Annotated in this window: 23 protein-coding genes and 1 riboswitch; of the genes, 4 read left to right on the plus strand and 19 right to left on the minus strand. The window is 35.4% G+C overall.

Features of this window, described 5'->3' with window-relative positions:
* Nucleotides 1-24: 24 nt before the first annotated feature.
* The 6 genes from WAK64_RS13050 to WAK64_RS13075 all read right to left on the minus strand — a co-directional run bounded on the left by WAK64_RS13050 (nt 25) and on the right by WAK64_RS13075 (nt 4738).
* Nucleotides 25-1251: an NADH:flavin oxidoreductase/NADH oxidase family protein gene (locus WAK64_RS13050; RefSeq protein WP_336587426.1), complete on the minus strand. Its 1227-nt coding sequence runs from the start codon at nt 1249-1251 to the stop codon at nt 25-27.
* Nucleotides 1252-1479: 228 nt separating this feature from the next.
* Nucleotides 1480-2121 carry a lytic transglycosylase domain-containing protein gene (locus tag WAK64_RS13055; RefSeq protein WP_419465946.1) on the minus strand — a complete coding sequence of 214 codons (642 nt, stop codon included), beginning with the start codon at nt 2119-2121 and terminating at the stop codon, nt 1480-1482.
* 92 nt (nt 2122-2213) lie between these two features.
* Nucleotides 2214-2366 carry a YjcZ family sporulation protein gene (locus WAK64_RS13060; protein WP_336587427.1) on the minus strand — a complete coding sequence of 51 codons (153 nt, stop codon included), beginning with the start codon at nt 2364-2366 and terminating at the stop codon, nt 2214-2216.
* Nucleotides 2367-2843: 477 nt separating this feature from the next.
* A complete protein-coding gene (map, locus tag WAK64_RS13065) occupies nt 2844-3584 on the minus strand; it encodes a type I methionyl aminopeptidase (RefSeq protein ID WP_336587428.1) in 741 nt (246 codons plus the stop codon).
* Nucleotides 3585-3690: 106 nt separating this feature from the next.
* Nucleotides 3691-4371, minus strand: coding sequence for an LrgB family protein (locus WAK64_RS13070; RefSeq protein ID WP_336587429.1), 681 nt, complete (start codon nt 4369-4371; stop codon nt 3691-3693).
* A complete protein-coding gene (locus tag WAK64_RS13075; RefSeq protein WP_336587430.1) occupies nt 4364-4738 on the minus strand; it encodes a CidA/LrgA family protein in 375 nt (124 codons plus the stop codon). The genes WAK64_RS13070 and WAK64_RS13075 overlap by 8 nt, the downstream gene beginning before the upstream one ends.
* 293 nt (nt 4739-5031) lie before the next feature.
* Here WAK64_RS13075 and WAK64_RS13080 point away from each other — a divergent pair, with 293 nt between their 5' ends.
* Nucleotides 5032-5502 (plus strand): 8-oxo-dGTP diphosphatase, encoded by a 471-nt coding sequence (locus WAK64_RS13080; protein WP_336587431.1) that lies wholly within the window; start codon nt 5032-5034, stop codon nt 5500-5502.
* 107 nt (nt 5503-5609) lie between these two features.
* Here the strand turns inward: WAK64_RS13080 and WAK64_RS13085 are convergent, their stop codons facing one another.
* From WAK64_RS13085 to WAK64_RS13115, 7 genes are all read right to left on the minus strand, one after another.
* Nucleotides 5610-7058 (minus strand): right-handed parallel beta-helix repeat-containing protein, encoded by a 1449-nt coding sequence (locus tag WAK64_RS13085; RefSeq protein ID WP_336587432.1) that lies wholly within the window; start codon nt 7056-7058, stop codon nt 5610-5612.
* Nucleotides 7059-7752: 694 nt separating this feature from the next.
* A complete protein-coding gene (locus WAK64_RS13090) occupies nt 7753-8250 on the minus strand; it encodes a GNAT family N-acetyltransferase (RefSeq protein WP_336587433.1) in 498 nt (165 codons plus the stop codon).
* A 204-nt stretch (nt 8251-8454) separates the two neighbouring features.
* The gene (locus WAK64_RS13095; RefSeq protein ID WP_336587434.1) at nt 8455-8937 is read right to left on the minus strand and encodes an LURP-one-related/scramblase family protein; all 483 of its coding nucleotides are present in this window, start codon (nt 8935-8937) and stop codon (nt 8455-8457) included.
* A gap of 291 nt (nt 8938-9228) precedes the next feature.
* A complete protein-coding gene (locus WAK64_RS13100; RefSeq protein ID WP_336587435.1) occupies nt 9229-9981 on the minus strand; it encodes a cytochrome c oxidase assembly protein in 753 nt (250 codons plus the stop codon).
* A 359-nt stretch (nt 9982-10340) separates the two neighbouring features.
* Nucleotides 10341-10751, minus strand: a complete 411-nt coding sequence (locus tag WAK64_RS13105; protein ID WP_419465947.1) for an ArsR/SmtB family transcription factor — start codon at nt 10749-10751, stop codon at nt 10341-10343.
* 354 nt (nt 10752-11105) lie between these two features.
* Nucleotides 11106-12440 (minus strand): MFS transporter, encoded by a 1335-nt coding sequence (locus WAK64_RS13110; protein WP_336587436.1) that lies wholly within the window; start codon nt 12438-12440, stop codon nt 11106-11108.
* Nucleotides 12428-13765, minus strand: a complete 1338-nt coding sequence (locus WAK64_RS13115) for an NAD(P)-binding domain-containing protein (RefSeq protein ID WP_336587437.1) — start codon at nt 13763-13765, stop codon at nt 12428-12430. The genes WAK64_RS13110 and WAK64_RS13115 overlap by 13 nt, the downstream gene beginning before the upstream one ends.
* Nucleotides 13766-14816: 1051 nt before the next feature.
* Here WAK64_RS13115 and WAK64_RS13120 point away from each other — a divergent pair.
* On the plus strand, nt 14817-14963 hold the full coding sequence (locus tag WAK64_RS13120) for a hypothetical protein (protein WP_336587438.1): 147 nt from the start codon (nt 14817-14819) through the stop codon (nt 14961-14963).
* 174 nt (nt 14964-15137) lie between these two features.
* On the opposite strand, the gene WAK64_RS13125 is transcribed toward WAK64_RS13120, so the two are convergent.
* The 3 genes from WAK64_RS13125 to WAK64_RS13135 all read right to left on the minus strand — a co-directional run bounded on the left by WAK64_RS13125 (nt 15138) and on the right by WAK64_RS13135 (nt 19814).
* Nucleotides 15138-16079 (minus strand): glycerophosphodiester phosphodiesterase, encoded by a 942-nt coding sequence (locus tag WAK64_RS13125; RefSeq protein WP_336587439.1) that lies wholly within the window; start codon nt 16077-16079, stop codon nt 15138-15140.
* 458 nt (nt 16080-16537) lie between these two features.
* On the minus strand, nt 16538-17578 hold the full coding sequence (locus tag WAK64_RS13130; RefSeq protein ID WP_336587440.1) for a ribonucleotide-diphosphate reductase subunit beta: 1041 nt from the start codon (nt 17576-17578) through the stop codon (nt 16538-16540).
* 10 nt (nt 17579-17588) lie between these two features.
* Nucleotides 17589-19814, minus strand: coding sequence for a ribonucleoside-diphosphate reductase subunit alpha (locus WAK64_RS13135; RefSeq protein WP_336587441.1), 2226 nt, complete (start codon nt 19812-19814; stop codon nt 17589-17591).
* A gap of 515 nt (nt 19815-20329) precedes the next feature.
* Nucleotides 20330-20509, minus strand: a riboswitch (cobalamin riboswitch).
* Nucleotides 20510-20805: 296 nt separating this feature from the next.
* On the opposite strand from WAK64_RS13135, the gene WAK64_RS13140 reads away from it, so the two are divergent.
* Nucleotides 20806-21018, plus strand: a complete 213-nt coding sequence (locus tag WAK64_RS13140; RefSeq protein WP_336587442.1) for a hypothetical protein — start codon at nt 20806-20808, stop codon at nt 21016-21018.
* Nucleotides 21019-21965: 947 nt separating this feature from the next.
* On the opposite strand, the gene WAK64_RS13145 is transcribed toward WAK64_RS13140, so the two are convergent.
* Both WAK64_RS13145 and WAK64_RS13150 read right to left on the minus strand, forming a co-directional pair.
* Entirely contained in the window at nt 21966-22385 is a 420-nt protein-coding gene (locus WAK64_RS13145) for a GNAT family N-acetyltransferase (protein ID WP_336587443.1), read from the minus strand.
* 231 nt (nt 22386-22616) lie between these two features.
* The gene (locus WAK64_RS13150) at nt 22617-22979 is read right to left on the minus strand and encodes a DUF2185 domain-containing protein (protein WP_336587444.1); all 363 of its coding nucleotides are present in this window, start codon (nt 22977-22979) and stop codon (nt 22617-22619) included.
* A gap of 380 nt (nt 22980-23359) precedes the next feature.
* Here WAK64_RS13150 and WAK64_RS13155 point away from each other — a divergent pair, with 380 nt between their 5' ends.
* A complete protein-coding gene (locus WAK64_RS13155) occupies nt 23360-23482 on the plus strand; it encodes a YjcZ family sporulation protein (protein ID WP_336587445.1) in 123 nt (40 codons plus the stop codon).
* 80 nt (nt 23483-23562) lie between these two features.
* Here WAK64_RS13155 and WAK64_RS13160 read toward each other — a convergent pair whose 3' ends face one another.
* Nucleotides 23563-23799 carry a hypothetical protein gene (locus WAK64_RS13160; RefSeq protein ID WP_336587446.1) on the minus strand — a complete coding sequence of 79 codons (237 nt, stop codon included), beginning with the start codon at nt 23797-23799 and terminating at the stop codon, nt 23563-23565.
* Between the last annotated feature and the right edge of the window lie 54 nt (nt 23800-23853).

A 23853-nucleotide genomic window follows, 5' to 3' on the forward strand; every position in this document is an offset into this window, starting at 1 on the left:
AGCATGGAAAGGTCGGTTAAATGTTTATTTTACCCTTTTCATCTGAAAGACATCTTTTCCATTTTTTAAAACGGACTGCAAAAGTGATACTAACGCAGGATGGTTCGGTCTAACTTCCTTTCCTTCCCCTATTCGCTCTAACTGCTGTGAATACCAAGTTATTTCCAAAGGAGCGCGAGAATCGATCCAATTTAGACCGGTTTTAATAGGAGCTAATTGAACCTCTTGTATGCGATTTTCCTTCAGTAACTGTGGCAAATTTGGGTACACAGCAAGTGGACGAGCAACTCCTACAAAATCCGTTGCGTGTGATTCTAGCGCTGATTCCATTCCTGTTTTTGAACGAAAGCCACCTGTTACACATAATGGCATGTCAACACTTTTCCTCAATTTCCTAGCGAAGTCGATAAAATAAGCTTCACGAGCTTTCGTGCTTTCCTTCACATTTTTCCCCGTCATTTGAGGGTTTTCATACGTCCCTCCTGAAATTTCCAATAAGTCGACGCCTTCTTTCTCCAACTGTTCAGCAACGAATATCGCTTCTTCTTCTGAAAAACCTGCTTTCATAAAGTCAGCAGAATTCATTTTTACACTAATGGGAAATGACCCAGTTTGACTTCGAATTTCTCTATATACTTCCATTAAAAATTTCATTCTTCCATGAATATCACCACCCCATTCATCTTGGCGATGATTATGCCGTGGTGATAAAAATTGACTAATTAAATAGCCATGAGCACCGTGGATTTGAACTCCCGTAAACCCTGCTGTTTTTGCCAGTTTTGCACTTTGACCAAATCGTTTAATAACATCCGCAATTTCAGTTGGAGTAATTTCTCTTGGATGAGGGAAAAATCGGCTTATACTTTTATGTAATGGAATAGCCGAAGGGGCAACTGTTTCTGATACAATTCCTTTCGGAGATTGCTTTCCTGGATGATTCAACTGCATCCAAAGCTCAGTATTATTTCCAGTACCTCGTTCAGCCCATTTTTCTAAATATGGTAGTGCTTTTTCATCTTCTACTACAACATTTTTCGGTTCACCTAGAGCTCTTCGGTCAACCATCACATTGCCAGTTACAACAATCCCTGTTCCACCCTCTGCCCATTTTTCATATAATCGATATAGGGACTCTGTTGGAAGATGATTTTTGTCTGCTAACCCTTCACTCATAGCCCCTTTAAAAAAACGATTTTTACTCTTCATTCCATTTTTCGACGTAAACTCTTTATATAAAATAGATTCCACCCTTTACACCCCTTATCTATACTACAACCATTTTAGAATTTAAAATGATGGACAGTCAATTCTAAACCCTTCGAGATTTGCAGTATCGACTTTATGTAGGAAATCATCTAGATATTTCGTTAGACTCATGGGTAAATGAAAAAACCTGTGAATCCTTGCAAAGATTCACAGGGTAAGAGTGGAATGTTACAAATAGATATCCTACCTTTAACGTCACACCTATTGATCTCATTCCATACTTGTCGAAACACTCTCTTCTTTTAAATCCTTCTCATATTTTTCAAGATAATACAACACCGTTTCTACATATTCCTCGCTATGATTATACTGGAATACTGCTTTTTCAACGTTTCCTTCTTTTACCCCATGTAGCGATAAATATTTCGCAGCTGAGAAGATGGCATCTTCAACATCCCAAGGGTCCGCTTTCCCGTCAGCATTTGCATCTACCCCATAACCACCATATTGATCGATCACTTCAGGGTCCGTAAGTTCTTGATCAGAGATTTCACCTCTTCCAAGGTCACCACAAGTAGGATGCTGCCAACCCACAAAAGTACAAGGCATAAATTGCATAGGACCGATGGCTCCAGCTGGTGAGACCATTACTTCCATTTTTGAAAATCTTGTTTCTACTCGGTGGTGTGCCGCTAATAATGTCCATGGAACATCATATCTCTCACCAGCAGCCTGATAAATGGGAATAAACTCACCAGGAATATCATCTATAAAGTTTTTTGTATCAGAATGTTGAACATTAACATCGTTCATTGTTTTTTGATTCGTAATGTAGTATAACGAAAATAGAATAATTGGAACTAGCATTATTGCTATATACGAAAGCTTGGAACGTGTTATTTTCTTCTTCAAGCTTGTCCCACCTCTACTAGTAAATGAATATGTATAAGATAAAAAAGAATACAATATAGTTGTACCTATATTGTATCCTTTTTTTCCATTTTTTAATATACAAAAGCTGCTCCAACGATAATCAATAAAATAAATAATACGACGATCAACGCAAAACCACCTGCGAAGCCTCCGCCACCGTACCCGTAGCAACATCCAGAGCCTGGGTAGCCATACCCGTGACCATAACCACCATATCCGTACATGAATACTTCACCTCCGTTACGTCTTTCACTATGTACTATATGCATGATCAAAAAAAGTGGGTAGGCATTCACACAGGTTAACACAATATCTCATCGACAAATTCCTTACCATTCGTCCTCAAAAACCTGAATTATTTCATTATTTATGCTAATTCATTGTATTTTCTCTTACATAGACAACATAAAAATACTAAGTATCTTCACTTCAGTAAGTAAGTTTTGGTTTCTCAATATAAACGTCAAATTACTATTTAATGTACTGAAAGTATTTCAATAAGTCTTATTAAATACTAAAGAAGCGCGGACCTGCAAAAGCTAGTACAAGGTTTAATATGCCAAGATTGTTTTTGAATGGCTTCTTATCCATGTTTTTTCCTTTAGGTTTCTCCTCTTTCCATTTAAACCCTGTTTAAAATAGAAAAACCCTCCAATTCACTACTTCAATTGGAGAGTTTTCTATATTCTATTCGCTTATCTTTACTTTGTTAAAATTATTGGTTCACCCTTTGTAACTACGATCGTGTGTTCCATTTGTGCTACATAGCTGCCATCGTCCGTTACAAGTGTCCAACCATCACCAGATTCCACAATATGTTCCGCTCCTGTAGACACAAATGGCTCAAAAGCGATGACCAATCCCTCTTGTAAAAGAGCATTATCCCATGGATCGTAATAGTTCAAGATATGCTCAGGTGCTTCATGAAGAGATTTTCCTATTCCATGTCCAGTTAAATTCAAAATAACAGAATAGCCTTCTTTCTTTGCTCCACTTGTCACTGCTTTTCCAATTCCATTTTGTTTTGAGCCTGCTTTTGCCTTCTTTAATGCGTGATTAAATACTCGCTCCGTGGCTTCACAAAGTTTGGTTAATTCTTCATTTTCTCCAACGACGAATGATATACCCGTATCAGCAAAGAAACCATCATAGGAACCGGAGACATCGATGTTCACAAGGTCGCCATCTTGAATGACTCGTTGACTAGGTATCCCATGTGCAACTTCTTCATTGACGGATATACACGTAAACCCTGGGAAGTCATATTCACCCTTCGGACCTGAAACTGCACCAAATTCCTCAAACATTTTGCCTGCGATTTCATCTAATTCCTTTGTTGTCGTACCAGGTTTCGTTTGAGAGCGCAATTCATCACGAATGGTCGCAACGATTTTACCAATTTTCTTCAATTTTTGTAGTTGTTCATCTGTTTTAACTATCATCAAATCAACCTTTTCTTTGTTGTTTAGTTTCTGTCATTAGTATACTATATTTCCTGCATTTCTGTGAGTACTACCTATATGAAAAGGGCAAGTGTCTATTGATTCATTATAAGAAAAATAAAGGAAGCACAAAAGAAAGCGTGAACGATGTTACTCCCATGGCACTTCCGGCAACGGCCCCTTCTAACTCTCCTTCCTTAATGGCTTCTGACGTTCCAATTCCATGTGAAATAACACCTAAAGAGAGTCCTCTTGCGACAGGATGATTCACTTTTGTCTTCGTTAATAGCCATGGGCCAATCATCGCACCAATCATACCCGTCACAATGACAAAGGTTGCGGCTAAAGTTCTATTCGCTTCGATTACATCCGCTACCTCAACGGCTACAGGTGTTGTGATTGACTTTAAAATAATCGATCGCTTCACCTCTCGTCCAAGGTCAAGTATTTGAACAAAAAATACAGCCGAAGAGATAGTTACAAGACTTCCGATTATGCCTCCAACAATTGCCGGGCGAAAATAACGAATGAATAATGTCCGGTTTTTGTAAATAGGAACGGCAAGGGCAACAGTAGCCGGACCTAACATATACGAGATAAAACGATTAGTGATTTCGTACTCTTCATAGGAGATGTCGCAAATAAGAAAAATAGCTATAATTAAGATGCTACTGAGAAATATAGGTGTTGTAATCGGATATCGGTATTTTTTAGCTAGCTGTATCGACATAACATAGGAAGATACGGTAAGTATGAAGGTTAACAATATCATCATTACACTATTCATGTGACTTCACCTCTTTTTCTTTGACTACGAGCTGGGAAATTACTCCAGTCAGTACAATTCCAATCGCAGTCGAAGTCACAAGAGTAATGATAATAAAGACCCCATTTTCTTTAAATATTCCGCCTAATGTCATCATCCCTACAGCGACAGGAACAAAGAAAAATGCTAAATGCTTCAATAAAAGACTCGCTCCATTTTCAATCCACTCGACTTTTATAACCCCAGACAACAGGAGCAGGAATAACAGCATCATCCCAAGAACATTCCCTGGAATAGGAACGGAAAAAGTATAAGTAATAAATAGTCCAACTTCATAGAAAGCAACGAACACGAATAGCTGAATACTGATTCTCCACCAATTTTTCATTTTCTCCCTCTAGTCATTAAAGGATAAAATCCATTTCCTATTGTATGAGTCACTTGGATATCTGTCAAAATGTCCTATGTTCTCATTATAGTAAAAATCTACGGAAATGATTAGTGTCACTTTACCTTTCATCTTTAAATAGACAGCCCAATCACAAATACACCACCCTTATAAAACTCTGTTGTTATTTGATTAAACAGAACATTTGTTCTATAATGTAAGAAATGAGTATATGATACAATAAGATTTTCATACATATAGATTGATTTTACATAGAGTAGGGGGACTTTTAAATGCCAGATATAACTTATAAGATTTGGACCGTGGTTATGATACAAGATGGAGATAAAGTCTTGTTACTTGATAGAAAACACGATAATTTTACAGGTTTTTTGCCACCAGGAGGAAGAGTAGACTTTCCAGAAAGCTTTGTTGAAGGTGCTAAAAGAGAAGTAAAAGAAGAAACAGGATTGGAAGTAACTAACCTTGTGTTTAAAGGAATATCAGAATTTGTAAATCCATCTACAAATAAACGATATATAATGATGAACTATTGGACAAAGGATTTTAAAGGAAAATTATTAGATAACCCACCTGAAGGTGAAATTCATTGGGTTAACATTAGTAAAGCAAAGGAATTACCAATGCAAGAAGATATTAAATTAAGATTCGATTTATTTTTTGAACCTGGTACCTTCGAAATTCAAACAAAATGGAATAACGAGAAGAATGCTCCTGAGGAAATCATTGTTATAAGGACATAATTTCTATTGAGACAAGGAGACACCTTCTTTAAGAAGCCTCCTTGTTTATAGGAAATATCAACAACATTGTTAAATTTTGATAAATAAAAAAGAGCCTAAAAAGGCTCTTAGTTCAAACAAACAAAATTTGGATCGGAAACTCCGCAGTCATTTCCTTCAAAAATATTCGTATCAATATTTTGTTCGACAACATCAAAAATTCCATTATTAACAATTTGATTAAAACGAATTCTATTGTTAATTGATTCTACATCTAGAAAAATACCGTGATCTCCATTCCGATTTATTTTATTCTTTTCAATTAAATTGGCAAACGTCTCTTGAAAATGGATACCATCAACTATATTGTCTTCGACTTTATTGCTAACAATGCTATTCCCATTAGCTAACGTAGTATCTCCGTTTTCATCTTTAGGAATAACAAAAATCCCGATGTTATTCTCTGTAATCTTGTTATTACTGATAAGATTGGCAATCGCGCCCTCTAGAAATATTCCTTCACCTACATTTTGAACAACCTTATTTTTCATCACTTCATTTTGTTGGTCAAAGGTGAAGTCATCATTTCGGATGAAAATGCCTCTGCCATTATCAAACACTATATTGTTTTTTATAAGATTATCTCTTGTTCGATCACCTACTCGAATACCATCTCGGACATTTCCAATGATTTTATTACTCAAAACCACATTATTTGCAGCTCTATTATCTAATAATATTCCATCCTCCGTATTATCTTCCCAGTTATTTCTAATAAGAATATTATTACTGGATCCATTATCTAAAATAATGCCCCCTTCGCCATTATCAAAGGCTGAATTTGCGATAATTATATTGAAGTCATCATCCACATCAATTGCATCATCAGCATTATCACGCAGCGTATTTTTGATTAGAATACTTTCTTCCTCTATGTCAAAGGCATCAACCGTGTCTTCTGGTGGTGAGAGGAATCCATTTTCAATAAACTCATTAGCGATGAACGTGTTCTTTATTGCATTACTATCAATTCCTTCAAACAGATTTCCATTTAGCTCATTGCCAATAAACAGGCTGTTTCCACCAAATTCAAATATTCCCTCACGTTCATTTTGAAGGAGATGGTTTCTCACGAAAATATTCCGACTAGAAGATTCTTCTATAAATATTCCGGCGCCACCTGGATCTATTCCAAGCTCATCAATCACATATTTCTGCATAGTTAACCTCTGGATATTAATTCTAGATGAATTTGTAATGGTGATTCCAGTACTTCCTGCTGGTAATGTTGACCCATCCAATATAGGATTTCCTACGCCAATAATGTCAATTTTAGATTTATCGGTAATCTCCACTGCCTCTTCATAAGGACTCAACGAAGCTGTCACAAATATTGTATCTCCAGGTTTAGCTGCATCAACTGCGTCTTGAATGGTCGTAAACTGAAATCCTTCCCCGACAATAAGTATTTTTTGAGAAAGGATGACAATAGTTATAACAAGCAACAGGCTAAAGCCGATGATAAATGTAATCAATACTAAGCCAAACTTCGTTAAAGAAATTCCCTTTTCCTCCACATACTCACCCCCTAACCTTATTGCAGCAGGCTATATATAGTATGAAAAAGGAAAAAGGAGGGACATCTTTTTTGCTCGTTTTTCAAAAATATGTAAAAACAGTCTCCTTAAGGGGATCATGAAGACTGAACAGCTTGTTTATTTATTAAATAATCGTTCTTGCGAGAAGTTTTCAGCCAATCTAACACTAGTAATACTTGTCCATTATTTGACATCACTATTCCCTTCCAACTCATTAATGTTTTCTTCTATTTCCCTCCTGACTTCGGATCTTATTACCGCATTTGATAAGGAGGCTTTTCTTTTCTTACCCTAATAAAGCAATTAGCAATAATAAATTGTCAATTAATTGTTCATTGTCTATATCCCAATTGCTTGTTACCCAATTATCAATACGTTCCTTTAAACACCTTTCTATATGTTCATATGTACGCCATTGCCGTTCCGCAAGTTCATATAGGGCTTCTGAATATACTTAAAAGGCTATCTGTACAATTGAATTCTATATGCTTAATTAATTTTGAAAATTGAGCATTGAGTTCCTCAGCCAATAATTAATCGGGAAGGTCTTTATAAACCGTTAAATCCAAGATATGACCTCATCTTTTTAATCGCTTCATCATTATTAATGGCGATTAAAACACTTTGCAGGAAAACGTAATTCAATTCTTGCTTCCTTTAAATAGAGATAAAGCTACAACAGTTTAGACATATAAAATTGATTAAGAGTTCTTCCTTCTATTATAAGTGAATTTCTTTTCGTCCCTTCAATTTCAAAACCAAATTTCTTATAGAGAGCGACACCAGCTTCATTTTCAGTTGCAGCAGTAAGTTCTAAGCGTGAAATATTACATTTTGAAGCCCACTCTATTATGCTTTCAAATAGCTTCGTACCTACCCCTTTCCCCCTATACTCTTGGAGGATCCCTATAACAAGATAAGCAGAATGTTTAGTTCTTTGTACTGCTCCACCATTAGCCAATAAATACCCTACTAATTTACCTCTTTCTTCAGCAACAAAAATGGTTGAATTACTTTGTAGTTTGATACTTTCTAATTGTTTTTTTTGTTGTTCAGACGTTGTTTTTCTTTCTCCCGCTTCCATAAGCATATAATCTGAACTTTTCTCAACTTCCTTAATAAGAAAAATGAAGTCTTCTGCATCATCAATTTCTATCTCTCTAATCAACATCAGTATTTCCTCCTCTTGTACAACCCTCTTCAATTCTTGATATTGGTAGAGCTAGTCCTCATTTAGATTTTCAACTTTTACGTCCTTTTACTTAAGATCGATAATAAACCTTAATAACAAATGGACATATCGATTCGCGATTCAACGTAATTATTCAAGTCAAACCTTTATAAGAAACAAGCCTTTTATTTTTTACACTCAACTTTAAACCGATGCTGTTCCATCAGCCTTCACATAATCAATTGCAACAACGAGTGAAATAATAGTGGTCTCCATCTCTTTATCTATTATTTCAATCTTGTAGCTATCGCCCCAACTGAACCATTCTTTGTCAACCTTCCCAACGATTTCACCATGCTGTAATATTTGAAAATCCATATCCCACCAATTCCCATACACTTCAATGCCTGCCCCCTCAATCGTATAGCGGGCTTTAAATAAGGATAACTCTTTCTTAATCGTTACTACCTCTTGACCATCTACCTCAACAAAAAATTTGGGTAAAAAGCTGACCACCTTTTTCGTAATGCTTGCTACTTCATCCCCTGTTGTGTTCATGATTGAGAAAGTCTTTGGAATTTGCATAAAGCTTCCTTCCACATAATATACATCCTTCTCCTGTTGATTCTTTACAGTAAATTTTTCGCTTAGACTGAATACCTTTTGCTTTATATAAAGCTCCCTCATCTTATGCCTCCCTCCCTTAAATCTCTTATATTATTAACGTTTGAAATTGACATTGGTTCAATAATTATGAATTAAACTCCTTTTTCACTTCTTATATTTCATGAATGTTTCTCCATACATATCATCATTTTCTTAGCTAATTTATGCATATTAAACAAAATGATTTTTTGATAATCTGGAATTCAACTCTTTAAGATAATGACTATCTAATGGAACAACATCAGTAAAAAATCCTTTAGATAATCATCTATAAAAGGATAAAACGGTGGACAACTTTTTTTAAAGTTTCGTCTAATTCATTCTCATGGCCATTTTATAGGTCATGACCATAGCTAATTTATGAATAGCAATCATAATTATACCTGCAACAATTTGATCGACTTGTGAGGTATACCATGATGGAAGGACCAAATAGGAAGAGTGTGAAGCCATTTGATGTTTCGTTACATTCACAAGGAAAGAGATAGTCGTCTCTCCTAACAATCCATTAACAATAAATAATAAACAAGCAGGCATTAAAATCATCCCACTTAAGAAAGCATAGCTTCTTCTCTGGAATGACTGAGTTGAATTCGTTAACGGACTCCACGCATGTATGGAAAGGAGAAACATAATGAAAACATACCCATCATGGATAGAGGGGTATTGAGAATAGACATCAAAAATGAATGGAAGGTGATATAAAAAGAAGAGACAAGCAAATAAAATAAGCGATATAACTGGTGACCAAATCCTGCGAATCCTTCGGTTGAATAAGCTATTTTGTCCTCTCATCATACTACTAGGAAGTCCTAATAACAGCATGGGTGGAACGATAAAAAATAAAAGACTCATATCAATCATATGAAAAGTGAAGGAAACATGGCTAACATGGGCTAGAGGGCTCCCTGTTAAAAAATATATAATCCATAACCCACTGTAAAAAAGGAGCGTCTGAATGAGTAGAGGTTTCTCTTTTAACCACAGTCTAACTAATAAAAGATATAATAAACTAATGATTAAAAAACCAAAAAATAGAGGAATATTCCACTCAGGTGGTTGCACATTTTCTCCCTCCGATCTGTGTTTTAATCAAATGTACGTATCATATTTATTACGGTGAATTTAAAATTATTCGAAGGGGTTTTTATATTTTACGACAGTGCCTATAAACATACATCATTATTAGTTTAAAGTATTCATATTATCGCAAATAAGTAGAAGTCATTTTGAATAATACTTGTTCAAAATGACTTCTTCTCCAGATAATTAAATTTGAATTTTTATAAAAAAGTTCAATCATTTTCTGCCCTCGTTATTCTACAAGTAAATTTCTTCCTGAAAGCTACTTCAAGATAGACGACTTTTTAATCTTAAAGATTGAAATCCTACAATTTTCACTTCCTTAATAAGGAGCTTCATCATCACGCTTTATTACAACATGAACTACCATTGTAACTTTTCGTATCAACATTAGGTCCGCAACAGCTATTTTCTGTCCTATATCCTGTATCCGGATTAGACTTAAATAGGCGGAGAAGGTCTTCAGAAAACAAATGATCAAACTCATTCCTATTTATCTGATAATAACTCCATGTTCCCCTCGTTTCTCTAATTATTATATTTGCATCCAATAAAATTTTTAAGTGATAGGATAATTTGGATTGCGTCATATGAACAATGGGCGCTAAATCACACACACACATTTCGCCATTTTGGGTAAGCACATCCAGAATATGAAGCCTTTTTCTATCCGCTAATGCCTTAAATTTCATTTCATATGTTAGGAACGTTTGTTCCATCGAGGTATTTTCCAATGGGATTTTCTTTTCCATTGGCTCTCTCCTTTTCTAAAATTCTATTCATTCTTACCTGTATGAACCCTTCTCTTTAAATCTATTATTCTTAATCACTGTCTAAAATGATCTTACTGTAATTAATCAACTATTTTTGATGTAATAAATAACATAGATTCAACCATTTCGTATGTTATTACATATAAACGACAACGAACGTACACTTGAAATTGGTTTATTTATTATTATCAAATTTCCATTCTGACATTCATGCTCATTTATACAGCATTCGAGAAATGACAAAGCTTATTTTCCCATTTTAAAAAATCCACGGTAAAATAATGATGAAATCTAAAAAATGAATTCATTGATCTTCTACAGAGAATGAATATCCTAAATTTCCTTATTTCTGAATAAACGGGATTGTGTACACTTCGTCGCTGTGGTAGAGGGGGTACTCGTTAGGAACCAATAAACGGATAATAATAAAGCTATTCCTGCAGAGAGCCAAAATAAACTTGTCAAACCAACCTTTTGCTCCATCGTGTAACTCGAAATAGGACCAAGGGCTGCACCTAAATCAACTATTACGGTGAAAGTCGTCATAATAAATACTTTATTTTTTCGTTTCGATACATAATCCGTAAGAATTGAATCAATAATCGTAATTATAATTGACGAAATTAATAAATTCACAAACATTATGGGTAACCAAATCCCTAACTGTATTGGTAAAGGTATTAAGAATAAAAAAATGGCCGCACAAACGAAAGACACTTCTAGAAAGATGTTTTTATTCTTTGTTTTGTCCAGTAGACTTCCAACTTTTGGGGTAATAAACGGTAACATTCCCCATCTAAGTGCCTGTAATATTCCGGCAACCGTTGCTGCCCCTAGTGCAACACCTAGCATTTCTAGCTCATCTGCAAATTTCACATTAATAACGTGACTCAGTGTAGCCGTAAGCATTCCATTTAAAAGCATATTAAATAGAAAAGCGGTAAACAGGATGTTCATTATCTTTTTATTTCGAATCATTTTTATTGTATCGATGAATGAAGATTTACCCTTTAAAACTGGATGTTCATTTCCTTGAATCGTTTTCGGAATGTATTTAAAAACAAAATAAATACTAACAAATGCAAAGATCCCTAGGAAAATACTTATTATTTTTAATCCAAATAAATCGGCAAAAACTCCACCTAACAACATCCCAACAAGACTTCCAAGCTTATACAGCCCATTATACGTCCCCATCAGGTTTCCTCGGTTTAAATCATTGGATAGTTGTAAAATTAATAAATAGCTACCAAGTTTAAATAATGACCATGCAAGTCCCCAAGAAGATCTGAGGATAACCCAAATCCGAATATCTTCCACAATGCCATATCCAATAGTAGTAATTCCACTTAATACGACAGCAAGCAAAATACCCTTTCGAAAATCAACTTTTTTATAGATATATCCTATCAACGGGTTTAAAGGAAGTCTAACAAATCGATTAATTGATAGGAGCATCCCTACCTGCACTAAGGATGTTAATCCAATTTCCTTCCACTGAGTAGGTAAAACAATATATAACATTGAATCTCCTGTTAAACAGATAGCAGTTATGATGGCGAGTGCTACAATCGTTTTCTTATTGGAAGAATCCGCATGCTCCTTTGCTAATTTGTGAGCAACATGCGGATGTATTTTAAGTGGTCTTTGTCTGTTTAACCGCAACATGAACTACTATTGCTGCTTTTAGGTGTTGGACTTGGTCCACAACAGCTATTCGCGGTTCCATTTCCTATTCCTGAACTACAAACCCCTGTTTCAGGTAAATCTAAGTGCACTTCTTTTGCTCTTGCTAAATCTCCGGATAGATAATCCACTACAGAACGTACTTGTTCATACCCAGTCGCGAGTAAAAACGTTGGTGCTCTTCCATAACTTTTCATTCCCACAATATAAAAGTTCTTTTCCGGTTGTCGTAACTCTGCTTCCCCATGCGGCCTTACAGTTCCACAACTATGAATATTCGGATCAATTAAAGGAGCTAGAGCTTCAACACTCTCAACCGCAGGATCAAGGTTTAACCTAATTTCGTTTAAAAAGGTTACATCTGGTCTAAACCCCGTGCTAACAACTAATTCATCAATATGATTTAGCGTAATTTCTTCTTTGTTTAGTTCTCCAAACACACTAATTTTCCCCTGATTCTCTTGAAGGTCACGAATATAAAAAGGAGTAATTACGTTAATTTGGTTTGATTCCACCAATTTTTGAATCTTAATTCCAAGCTCTCCACGTGCTTGTAACTCATCATCTTCCTGCCCACCATATGTCTCACTTACATGCTTCTTTCGAATGACCCAATATACCGTTGTATCTGAATATTTTTCTTTTAATTTGGCAAAGTCGAGAAGGGAATTGATGGCTGAATGCCCACTTCCTACAACCATAATCGTTTTATTTTTATATCGCTCTTCTAATTGATTCACATTCGGAATTCCGTAGTGGATGTGATTTTTTAATTGTTTCTCAGCCTTTGTCCAAATACCGTTTGAAAGAGAAGGGTTAGGGCTTTTCCAAGTTCCAGACGAATCGATTACTGCTTTTGCAGTGAACATTTTCATTTCTCCATCGATTTCCACATAAACCTCGAAAGGAACATCTTCTCTTTGATCTGTCTTTAATTTATTTAACCCTTTTTTCGCAACTCCTACCACTTTTGCATTTAGCATAATGTTTTCTCTTATTTCTGGTAAGCTGCTTAAAGGGTGAAGATACTTGTCTACTAGATCCTTACCTGTTGGAAGACCATTTTCATTTGGAGCTAGCCACCCTGAATGTTCGAGTAATTCTTTTGAAGCTTTATCAATATTATATTTCCAAGTCGAAAACATTCTTACGTGTCCCCACTCAAGAACACTGGATCCAATTGTCTTTCCTGCTTCAAATAAAATGAAGTTCTCTCCTTTTTTCGTTAGCTGAGCAGCTGTAGCAAGACCAACTGGTCCACCACCAATTATCGCAACTGGGAAAGAGTCGTTTTGAATTTGTTTCATTTTCCATTACCTCCTATAATAAGTTAACTAATTTATTAATCAAAAATAATTGATTTAAACATCAAAAAAAATTGATTAATTAATGATAAAAATGGGCATTAATTTAATTACTACCTAGTTAAGTATATCTCCAACCCATTATAAATCATAATCGCGCTTAAATCTGTTTTTATTAAATCAAATATTTTTGATATTTGTAGTATATCAGTAATTTTCTCTGTACGCAATTATTAAATCAATTTTTTTTGATTTAATTTTTCCTTAATAAATGTTCTTAATGAAATATATGTTTCCCTCCTCTTCACCCCAGCAATCAATGTCGATTATTCTTCAGTATTTTTAAGTGTTACATTCATTATCTCTGCCAATACAGAAGTCGAAATAGCATGCTGTATGCAATGGCATAACAAAGTAATGTCTGATGTGAATTAGCTTCACGGCCAAACATTGACACTTTATCAGTTAGACTAAATAACACGTTTTTTCTTGTTTAATGAAATTTTTCTTTTAACAGTTTTGAAGAGTGTGCATTCACCACCCCCTAAACATTTTGTACATATCTATGAACCCTTTCAGATAACTTGTCATACCATATAAGAAATGTTTAAAGAGAGATTCGTCTCGGAAAAAAATGAAAAAATGCACATGACTTCTACCTCTAGTTGTTTATTGTAAATGCTGCTGTCGTTCTTGCTTTATAGCTAAAACACCACTTTAGAAGTTGGTATACCTCCATTGACGCCTCAAATACTCCTTTACTTAAAAGAAGGAGCAATGATCTCCGCAATTGGCCGAGATTCTTGAAAATCAAGACAAGCTTCAAGCACACAAAATATTCGCACCCTAAACAAATCGAATTAGTATCAATTAATTATGCGAAATAAACAGTTTTTCAGACTGGATAACAATAAAGGAAAATGGCTATTTCTCATTAATTACTTATTTTCTGTCAACTGTATTTTTAATATAGGAGCATCCATAAATGCATAAAAATCACATTGATGTATATACTACCTGCTGTGCTAATCATTTATGACCTGGAGGGAAACGAATGACGAAAAAATACAATAACGGTAGCCGTAATCAAAACTCCCCTAGAGTAGGAAATACCGAATTTGCGTCAGAAATACAGAGTGGCGATAACAGTAAAGGCAATAAGCATAATAAAGACCAACGTGATAAGACAGAAAAAAGGTAGGGGTGATACCCCACCTTTTTCTAACGCCATATAAATAGCAAGATTATCGGGAATATTCTCTGATAACGTAGATTATCAGCAACAATGATACATTTCCGATAAATGACCTACTTTCATTACTGTGAAATCATTACACGATCTAGAACCTGTATGAACCTATTATTGCAATGCTATCTAACGCTTCTTTCGCCACCCTCTCCGGTTCCATAAATAGACGACCATCTCCATTAAACTAACAGTAGCAAAAGGGATCGTTAAGCATATAATAAGAGCCGTAGAGATATAATTCATATACCTTTCTGATTTATTTTCATAATTAGGATAATCCGTAATAATTCCGTTCACATCTATATTATAAAGCCATTTATACATCTCTTGATTTTTTATTGTCCAAGGGTATGTTTCAAGTTCCAACATCTCTGTTGTCTGAATGAAACGATTACTTATAACCCCTTTACTTGGACTAATAAAATCGGCAAATATTGCGAAATCTGATAATTGTTCTACCCCTTGAAAGTTATCCTTTGAAATGACGATACCAATCGGAATCGTAGGGGCGTATTCATGAAACAATTGAACAGACTCTATATCGAAAGATTGAACAACGATCGAGCTATTTTCCCCTTTTTGGTCAAGGTAAGGGGTTAACTCCATAGCTAATTTTTGTTCAATTCCTGGATATCGATATGGCTCTTTAAGTTCAATGAGTAGGCCGATTTCTCCAACATATCGATCTAATACTTCCTTAAGGGTGGGTACCTTCTCACCCGAAAATTGTTGATGGAACCAACTACCAGCGTCAAATTGAAGAATTTCTTCGTAGGTTAAATCCTGGATAAGCCCAGAACCATTCGTTGTCCGTTCCACTGATGGGTCATGAATAACGATTAGTTCTCCATCTTTACTCATTTGTAAATCTAACTCAATATAGTCCGCCTTCATTTCTACGGCTAAATCAAATGCTGCCAGTGTATTTTCTGGTGCAAATCCTGAAGCTCCACGATGAGCAATCACTTTTGTAAATGGAGAAGGATTTTGAAATACGATGTTCGCGAACTGCATGTACAGAAAAAAAGCGGTCATCACCATTATGATGAAATAAAGGGTGATTCTCACATTGCTCTCTCCTCTGTTTCCCTCACAACTACCTACATGGGTGTATATTAGTATATGAGGAAAACACGGGGAACGTTCGAATTAAACAAGTAAACTTGCTCATTATTCATTTGTCCTGTTGGACAGAAATAACGGAAGGGGTAACACATTAATAGAACTTGTTCACTTCTAAAATTGTAAACGTGATTTCCTTTTACAAATTGGTGGTAGTGGTATTCTCCTCTTACTCCTTATTATTTATAAACAAACAGATAGAATAAGAGAATATCGTTTAAGAAAGTTAGATGATGCCCAATCCGTACCAATATGATATCTTCATCGTATTATAAAAAGCTAGATTAGGTATAGAATAATAAACTTATTCAGTTGTCAGTATTTCACTCCTGAACCTATTACAAAGGTATAAAAAAAGGCCGATCAATAGTCGAAAAATCGACTTATTGTCCAGCCCTCTCGTACTATAATTCATCAAATCCATTACTATCTGTCGTCTTTGTATACTGTCTGGATTTCTGTTCAAAAAAGTCCGTTTTTCCTAAATCTACTTCCTGATACGCTATGATCCAGCGCATCGGATTGGTCCGATATCCTTCGAAAGGCGCATCAAATCCAAGCTGTTCTGCTCTTTTATTTGCCATAAACTTAATGTAAGCTTCTAATTCAGAAAGAAGAATTCCTTTTACTCCATCACCAATGACTTCTTTTCCCCACTCTATTTCCAATAAGGCAGCTTCACGGAACGTGTCTGTACCATATTGTCTAAGAGATTCGGTATCATATTGAGGGTTCTCTTTTAACACCTCTTTATAGATCTTTTCAAAAAGGCCGACGTGTATTTGTTCATCTCGATTAATATAATTAATCATCGTGCTCGTAGCGACCATCTTTTGATTTCTTGCAAGGTGATAAAAGAAGGCAAAGCCACTATAGAAGAACAACCCTTCTAAAATAACATCAAAAATAATAGCTTTTAATAACGACTCAATTGACGGTTTTTCAACAAAGTCTTGATACCCAGATGTAACAAAATCATTTCTTTTTTGAAGGGTAGGTTCACTTCTCCAAAATTCAAATACTTCATCTTGTGTTTTTTTATCTACAATACTCGATAATACATAACTATAGGAATGATTATGGATTACTTCCTGCTGAGCTAGAATAATCATCAAAGCATTTAAACTAGAGTCCGTTAAATAGTCTGCTACTTTTCCAGCAAAGTCCGTTTGAATGCTGTCTAATAATGCTAAGAGCCCAATAATTTTTAAAAATGATTCCTGCTCCTTCGGTGTTAACATGGGAAACTGCTTTATATCCTTGGACATATTAATTTCAAAGGGAGTCCAAAAGTTAGCCAGCATTCGTTTGTATTTTGGATAAGCCCAAGGAAAGCGTACATCATCCCAATTTAATATATTTGAATTCCTTCCGTTTACAATATTCGTACTTCGATTAGGTGCATCATGATCCATAAGTCGTCTCTTTTGTAAATTTGTCATCATTTCCTCCTTCTTAGCTATGACAGCTCTCACATTCTTCAATGTTTGCAGCCGAGGTTGAACGAGTGTAATAGGTTGTTTTTAAGCCAGAATTCCATGCATCAAAGTGCAAATCAAGCAAAGCTCTCGCTTTAATATCATTGGAAACATACAAATTAAAGGAAATCGACTGATCAATATGCCTTTGTCTCATCGCATTTTGCTTAATACTCCAATGTTGATTAATTTGGTAGGCGCTCGAATAATACCATGTTGTTTCTGGTGAAAGGTCAGGTGCTGTCACTGGTATTTTGTAATCCTTCTTTTCTTCTGAATATTCTTTTCGGAAAATCGGATCAATACTAGCAGTTGACCCTGCAATGATTGAGGTTGATGAGTTTGGCGCAATCGCCATCACATAGCCGTTACGAATTCCGTATGTTTGAACATCCGTTTGCAGTTCTGCCCACTCTTCTGTGCCATACCCTCTTTTTGAGAAATAAGCGCCTGTTTGCCAATCTGATCCTTCAAAAGCTGGATAGGCTCCTTTTTCCTTCGCCAATTCCACACTAGCCTTAATCGTTAAATAAGCAATTTTTTCATAAATTCGATCTCCATACTCTACTGCTTGTTCACTTTCCCATTTAATTCCTTCTAAAGCTAACAAATGGTGCCAGCCAAATGTGCCTAGGCCGATTCCTCTATACTTTTGGTTCGTTAGCTCCGCTTGAGGTAATGGAATCGTGTTGACATCAATGACATTATCAAGCATTCGGACTTGTATCTCAATTAACCGTTCTAACACGTCCGCTTTAACACTCTTGGCAAGGGAGATGGAAGACAGATTACAAACAACAAAGTCACCTGGGTTTTTAGCTGTAACAATTTGGCCATCAATCACTTTTTCTGACTCAAATGTGGTCGCACTCATGTTTTGTGTAATTTCTGTACACAAATTGGAGCAATAGATTAGACCTTGATGATGGTTGGCGTTCATTCTATTGACCGTGTCACGGTAAAACATGTATGGTGTCCCCGTTTCAAGCTGAGAAATCATAATTCGTTTAAATAGCTCGATCGCAGGTACTTCCTCCTTTGTTAAGGTTGGATGATGTACACATTCCCAATAACGCTGGCGGAATTCCCCATCTCCCTTCGTTTGATCGAAATAATCCTCCAAGGAGTAGCCTAATTTTTCCCTTACTTCATGTGGATCAAATAAATACCACGAGTCGCGCTTCTCAACAGCTTCCATAAACAAATCCGGGATACAAACACCAGTAAATAAATCATGTGTTCGTTGCCTTTCATCACCATTGTTTAGCCTTGTATCTAGAAAGGAAAGTATGTCTTTATGCCAAATATCTAAATAGACAGCAATCGCACCTTGACGTTGACCTAGTTGGTCTACTGCAACAGCTGTATTATTAAGTTGTTTCATCCACGGAATAACCCCAGAGCTAACGCCTTTGAATCCCTTTATACTACTGCCCCTGCTACGAATTTTCCCTAAATAAACACCGATTCCTCCGCCATTTTTACTAAGCGTTGCAATATCAGTATTTGAATCATAAATACCTCTCAAGGAATCATCAACTGTATCAATAAAGCAGCTTGACAATTGGCCTTGGTTTTTCCCTGCATTTGCAAGCGTTGGAGTGGCAACTGTCATATATAGATTTGATAAAGCCCAATACGCTTCCTTAATCAATGCGATTCTTTTATCTTTTGTTTCTAATTTCATCAATTCCATTGCAATAATCATAAAACGTTCTTGTGGTAGCTCAAATATTTCACCTTGATGACTCTTTGCAAGATATCTTTCTGCTAGTGTCACTAATCCTATATATGTAAATAGCTCATCTTTTTCTGGTGAAAGCTCTACCTGTAAAAGATTAAACTCTTCCTTCGAATAATAAGTGAGTAAATCTTCGCTATATAGCCCCTTGCTCGTTAACGAGCTAACCAAGTCATAAAAAGAGTCATACGGTTTTTCTGTTTGTCGATTCTCACATGACTGCTTATAAAGGCGGTTAAGATATACTCTAGCGGCAACGTATGTCCAATCTGGTTCAAATTGGCTAATGCGCTCAAGAGCAGCTAAAATGAGAAAATCATCCATTGAAGCGTTTGACGTCTCCGTCATACTCGTCCAAACTTTATCTTGATATTCTTTAAACGATAGCTGTGGAAAGGCCATTTCTAATGCAACCAAATCTTCCATGATATCCCTTGTCGTTTTTACTTGAGAATTTCCCATATTGATCCCCACCCTTTGTTCTTCATTTTCATTTCATTGATAATCCGTTTTTACATGTCGTAATCGTTTTTGTCGGGTTTTGGAACACCAATACTGTCTTTTTACACCTACATGATTTATGACGTTTTATACACCAAAACTACTTTGCACTTTCACAACAACGGCTATGGACGATAAATCTAAATACCGATCAAGGCTATGGGTCGAATAATCTTCCTGTTTATGATAGAATTCAGTGTTTAGTATGTCTTATCGCGTCGGTCGCGGAAATTTCATCGAGATATGTTGCCTAAGAGGTTCGTGCCATGTCTCATGTTTTCCTTTAGTTGGCTATCTCTTGCTTGATTTAGACGAAATATTAATCTCTGACTTATCAACACGAGATTGAAAGCGGATGTAGTTGAATAAATAAAGACCCATCTCTTAGGAGAGTGGGTCAGAACGTCGGTAAATGAAAAGCATATATACATGCTTATTTACTACCATCGTCCTACCTTCTCAACTCCCGAAGAAGATATTACGTATTCATAAAGGCAGGTCTCCTGACTCGTGCTTTCACCCTACTTTAAGTCCTTCCCGTCTATTCGACAGTGGTCTCCCTTATTTCGTCAGCACATACAGTTGCGGGTACAGTTTTGGATTATAACCAAATTCCCTATTACGTCTAAATTGACACCTTCATTACTGGCTTATCACTATATATAGTATACAATAAATTTTTCAGACACAATCTATAGTGCCTGAAGTTATTATAACGTTCTATTGACTAGATGACAAGAAGAAAATAGAAAAAATCCAAACCGGAATTTTCGTGAATTTTCGACAAATACTGAGCACTCTTTATGCGTAGTTTTTGTAAAATATTATGTTGTAAGAGAAAAAAATAGTTTTCAATTCAGCGGATTCGTATTAAACTAAAGTCAATCCCTTCGGAGTAAATGGAGTGGATATGAAATTCTTAAGAGCAAAGATAAAAAGGAGCGTGGCTATTGTGGGAAAATCAAATGCCAAAAAATATCGGGAAAAACTAGCTAGAGAGGGAAAACGTAATCCAGAGGTAGATAGAAGTCCATTCGCAAAAGCAGATATGAGGACTAGAAGAACGAAAACAAAAAAGGACTATTTATATCGAGCAAAGTATAAAAACCATGATTCTTCCAATGAAAAGAATGGTTTTTTTTACGCTCAATTTCATATTGCATAAGATTTCACTTTGACTAGGTTCGTTTGGCATAGTTCTCAATAGAACGCTCGAATCCATTGGTCGTCACGATGATATTAATATTACGTAATTTTAGACTCTTAAACGTATTTTTACATATTGGAATATATATATCGTTACCCTCCATTCACCCTTTCTTTTTTACCCACTAATTATCACAGAATAAACATCCCCATATTTTTTAAAGGAAGAGAATTTTTCCATTTACTGTTCTAATTAAAACCATGTATTCAAAAAGCCAAGCCTACTAGCTTGACTGTGGTTAATTTTGAATTGCTTTAAAATTGGTTATTTTTTTAGAAGTAATAGCAACACTATCAGTCAATAAAAATTTTGGACAAAAAATAACTATTGTTATTTGATCATCAAACCATTCACCTATTTCTTCTACATATTCCCCATCTAAAAATTCACCACTCCTAAACGTGAATCTAACATTTTTTTCAACATACAAATGTAATATGTGGTGGCTTTGGAACGTTAGGAGTACCTTTCTTTTTTTGAGCACTGAATAGAGTTGTTCACCTGTAGTCCTTTTTTTTTATACTATTTCTTCTCCTGAAGACCATTTCTTAGTTACACCGATATATTTTGTCTGCTCCAACATACTAATATATTAATTCCTCAACTTCTTCTGTCGAAATCATAAGTCAACTAGGTGATGCCATAAATCCTTTTTCCTACCTTTAGAACTTCAAAAAAGTTGTTCTTGATGTCTTGCCATCTAAAGTGGCGTCAAGCATCACTTATCTGACCTTATTTGATTGTTCATAAAATTATTTGGCTGTATTTAGAACTCTCACAATCTCTGTTTGTACTACCCTTTTAGATTCGATGCTAACTTTCTGTAGTACTTTTGAGATTTTTCCATGTATCATAGCCGTTTTAATTATATTGCTTGATGTCCTACTTGTGTTTGGAAAAGAATACTATCTTGTTTTATAATAGATAATCTCAGGATCTCCTTCGTCTAAATTCTCTATTATTCCACTTTGACTAAACCCCTTCTTCTCAAATACTAGCTTCATACGTTCGTTAGAGCGATTAGTAGATGAAAATACTTTAGTAGTAGGTGAATGACTCATCATATAATCGATCAGCTGGCTTGCATATCCTTTACGTCTTTTTGATGGAGAAACAATAATCAGTGATATAAAGGAACATTCGAAGAAATGAGTATCGTAAATTAAAAACCCGACAATATCATTCATTTCCTTAACAATTAAACATCGCTTTTCATCGATAGCATTTTTAACAATCCTTCTCCTACTTGTATTTCCGATTACTTCACTATCGATATACACTACCTTATCTAAGTCTGTAATGTTAGCTTGGACAACGTTATTCATCTTACTTCCCCTATCATAGATTTTATTGGCTTTTTAGATCTTCTTTTTCCAGAATATGTGGAGCGTTATTCAACATTCGTGACCGACCGTCTACTGGCTGAATTGAATTTAAGTTATTGCATATAGGAATGAACGTTCTTCCTGCGAGCACTGGTACAAAATCGATTTTGATTCTTCTGACCCTTATATTAGACATGGTTCTCATGTATGAGTACTTTTCGTTTGTTGAAATTAATCTTCTAATGTTTCATCAAGAATAAATCTATCATTCTCGTCACGAATGTAAACAGTACCTAGTGCCGAGTTAAGAAATGGAATTATATCTTTATCATAATTACAGATTGTGTTCAGTTGATAAACTGAATGGTTTTCGGTATTTTCCATATATTCATCGCTTTCATCCCCAGCCAAGAACCTCCAACCACTATCAGGATTTCCATTTTGATATGGCTCTTCACGATACATAAAGCCTACTTTTAAACCATCAATTGTTATTCTATTAGAAGTAATACAGCCTTCATTGGAATCAATCAGTTGTTTAATTTTGTCACCTTTTAAAGGGAACCTCTTTGTTTTCTTTTTAAACCACCCCATATATTCCACTCCCCTTTTAATTCATTCGTCTACTCGATTAACGAAACTAGTCATTGACTCAACTTTTGCGTCTTAGCTGAATATCTTTACTTATATAGTAACATCAAACTGCATTACGTTACTGGATAGAATTTCAATAATACAATATTGTCGAAAAGTAGGCATTCAACCTTGTATCGTCCTCAAACTGGTGGAATGAGCCTCACAATTTTTGCTAAAGCAAAGATCATTCCAACTTTTTATCATAAATGGTTTATTACCCTGTCACTCTTTGCTTCAAAAATTAGACGCTCAAAATTCGGGCAAGTCCTCACAAAACGGAATGGATTTCATAATATATATTGTGATTCGATATTAAAGATTAAAGTGAGGTGAGCACAATGGGTTTTTGCGGTTGCGGCTATCCTGAACCATATACTGGCGGAACTGGAAATGTGTTTGTGTTGATTGTTGTATTGTTTATCTTGTTAATTATCGTTGGTGCCGTTTGCTTCGCTTACTAGGCAAAAAAAACTAAGGTCACTCTGTGTCCTTAGTTTTTTACATATACATATTTTAGATTATAATGGCGTTGACGCTAAAATTAACGATTCTTCATGACTTTTATAACCGCGACAATAATGCCGGTCGTGATGATTATTAGCGATACAATGCCTAATCCGATTCCTAGCCATCCTTTCACTAATAATAAGCTGATCACCCAAAGGATTAATCCAATTTCAAAAATAATATACGGTACTAAATAGTCTTGATACCTTTTATAAAATAAAAGAAAGCAAAAACTTAGCGCTAACACGATAACATATGCAAGAGCATCCATTCAATTAACCACCTTTTTAAGCAAATTGATTAAACCATCATTTCCTGAAATACA

The organism is Bacillus spongiae (assembly GCF_037120725.1).
Classification (GTDB): Bacteria; Bacillota; Bacilli; order Bacillales; family Bacillaceae_K; genus Bacillus_CI; species Bacillus_CI spongiae.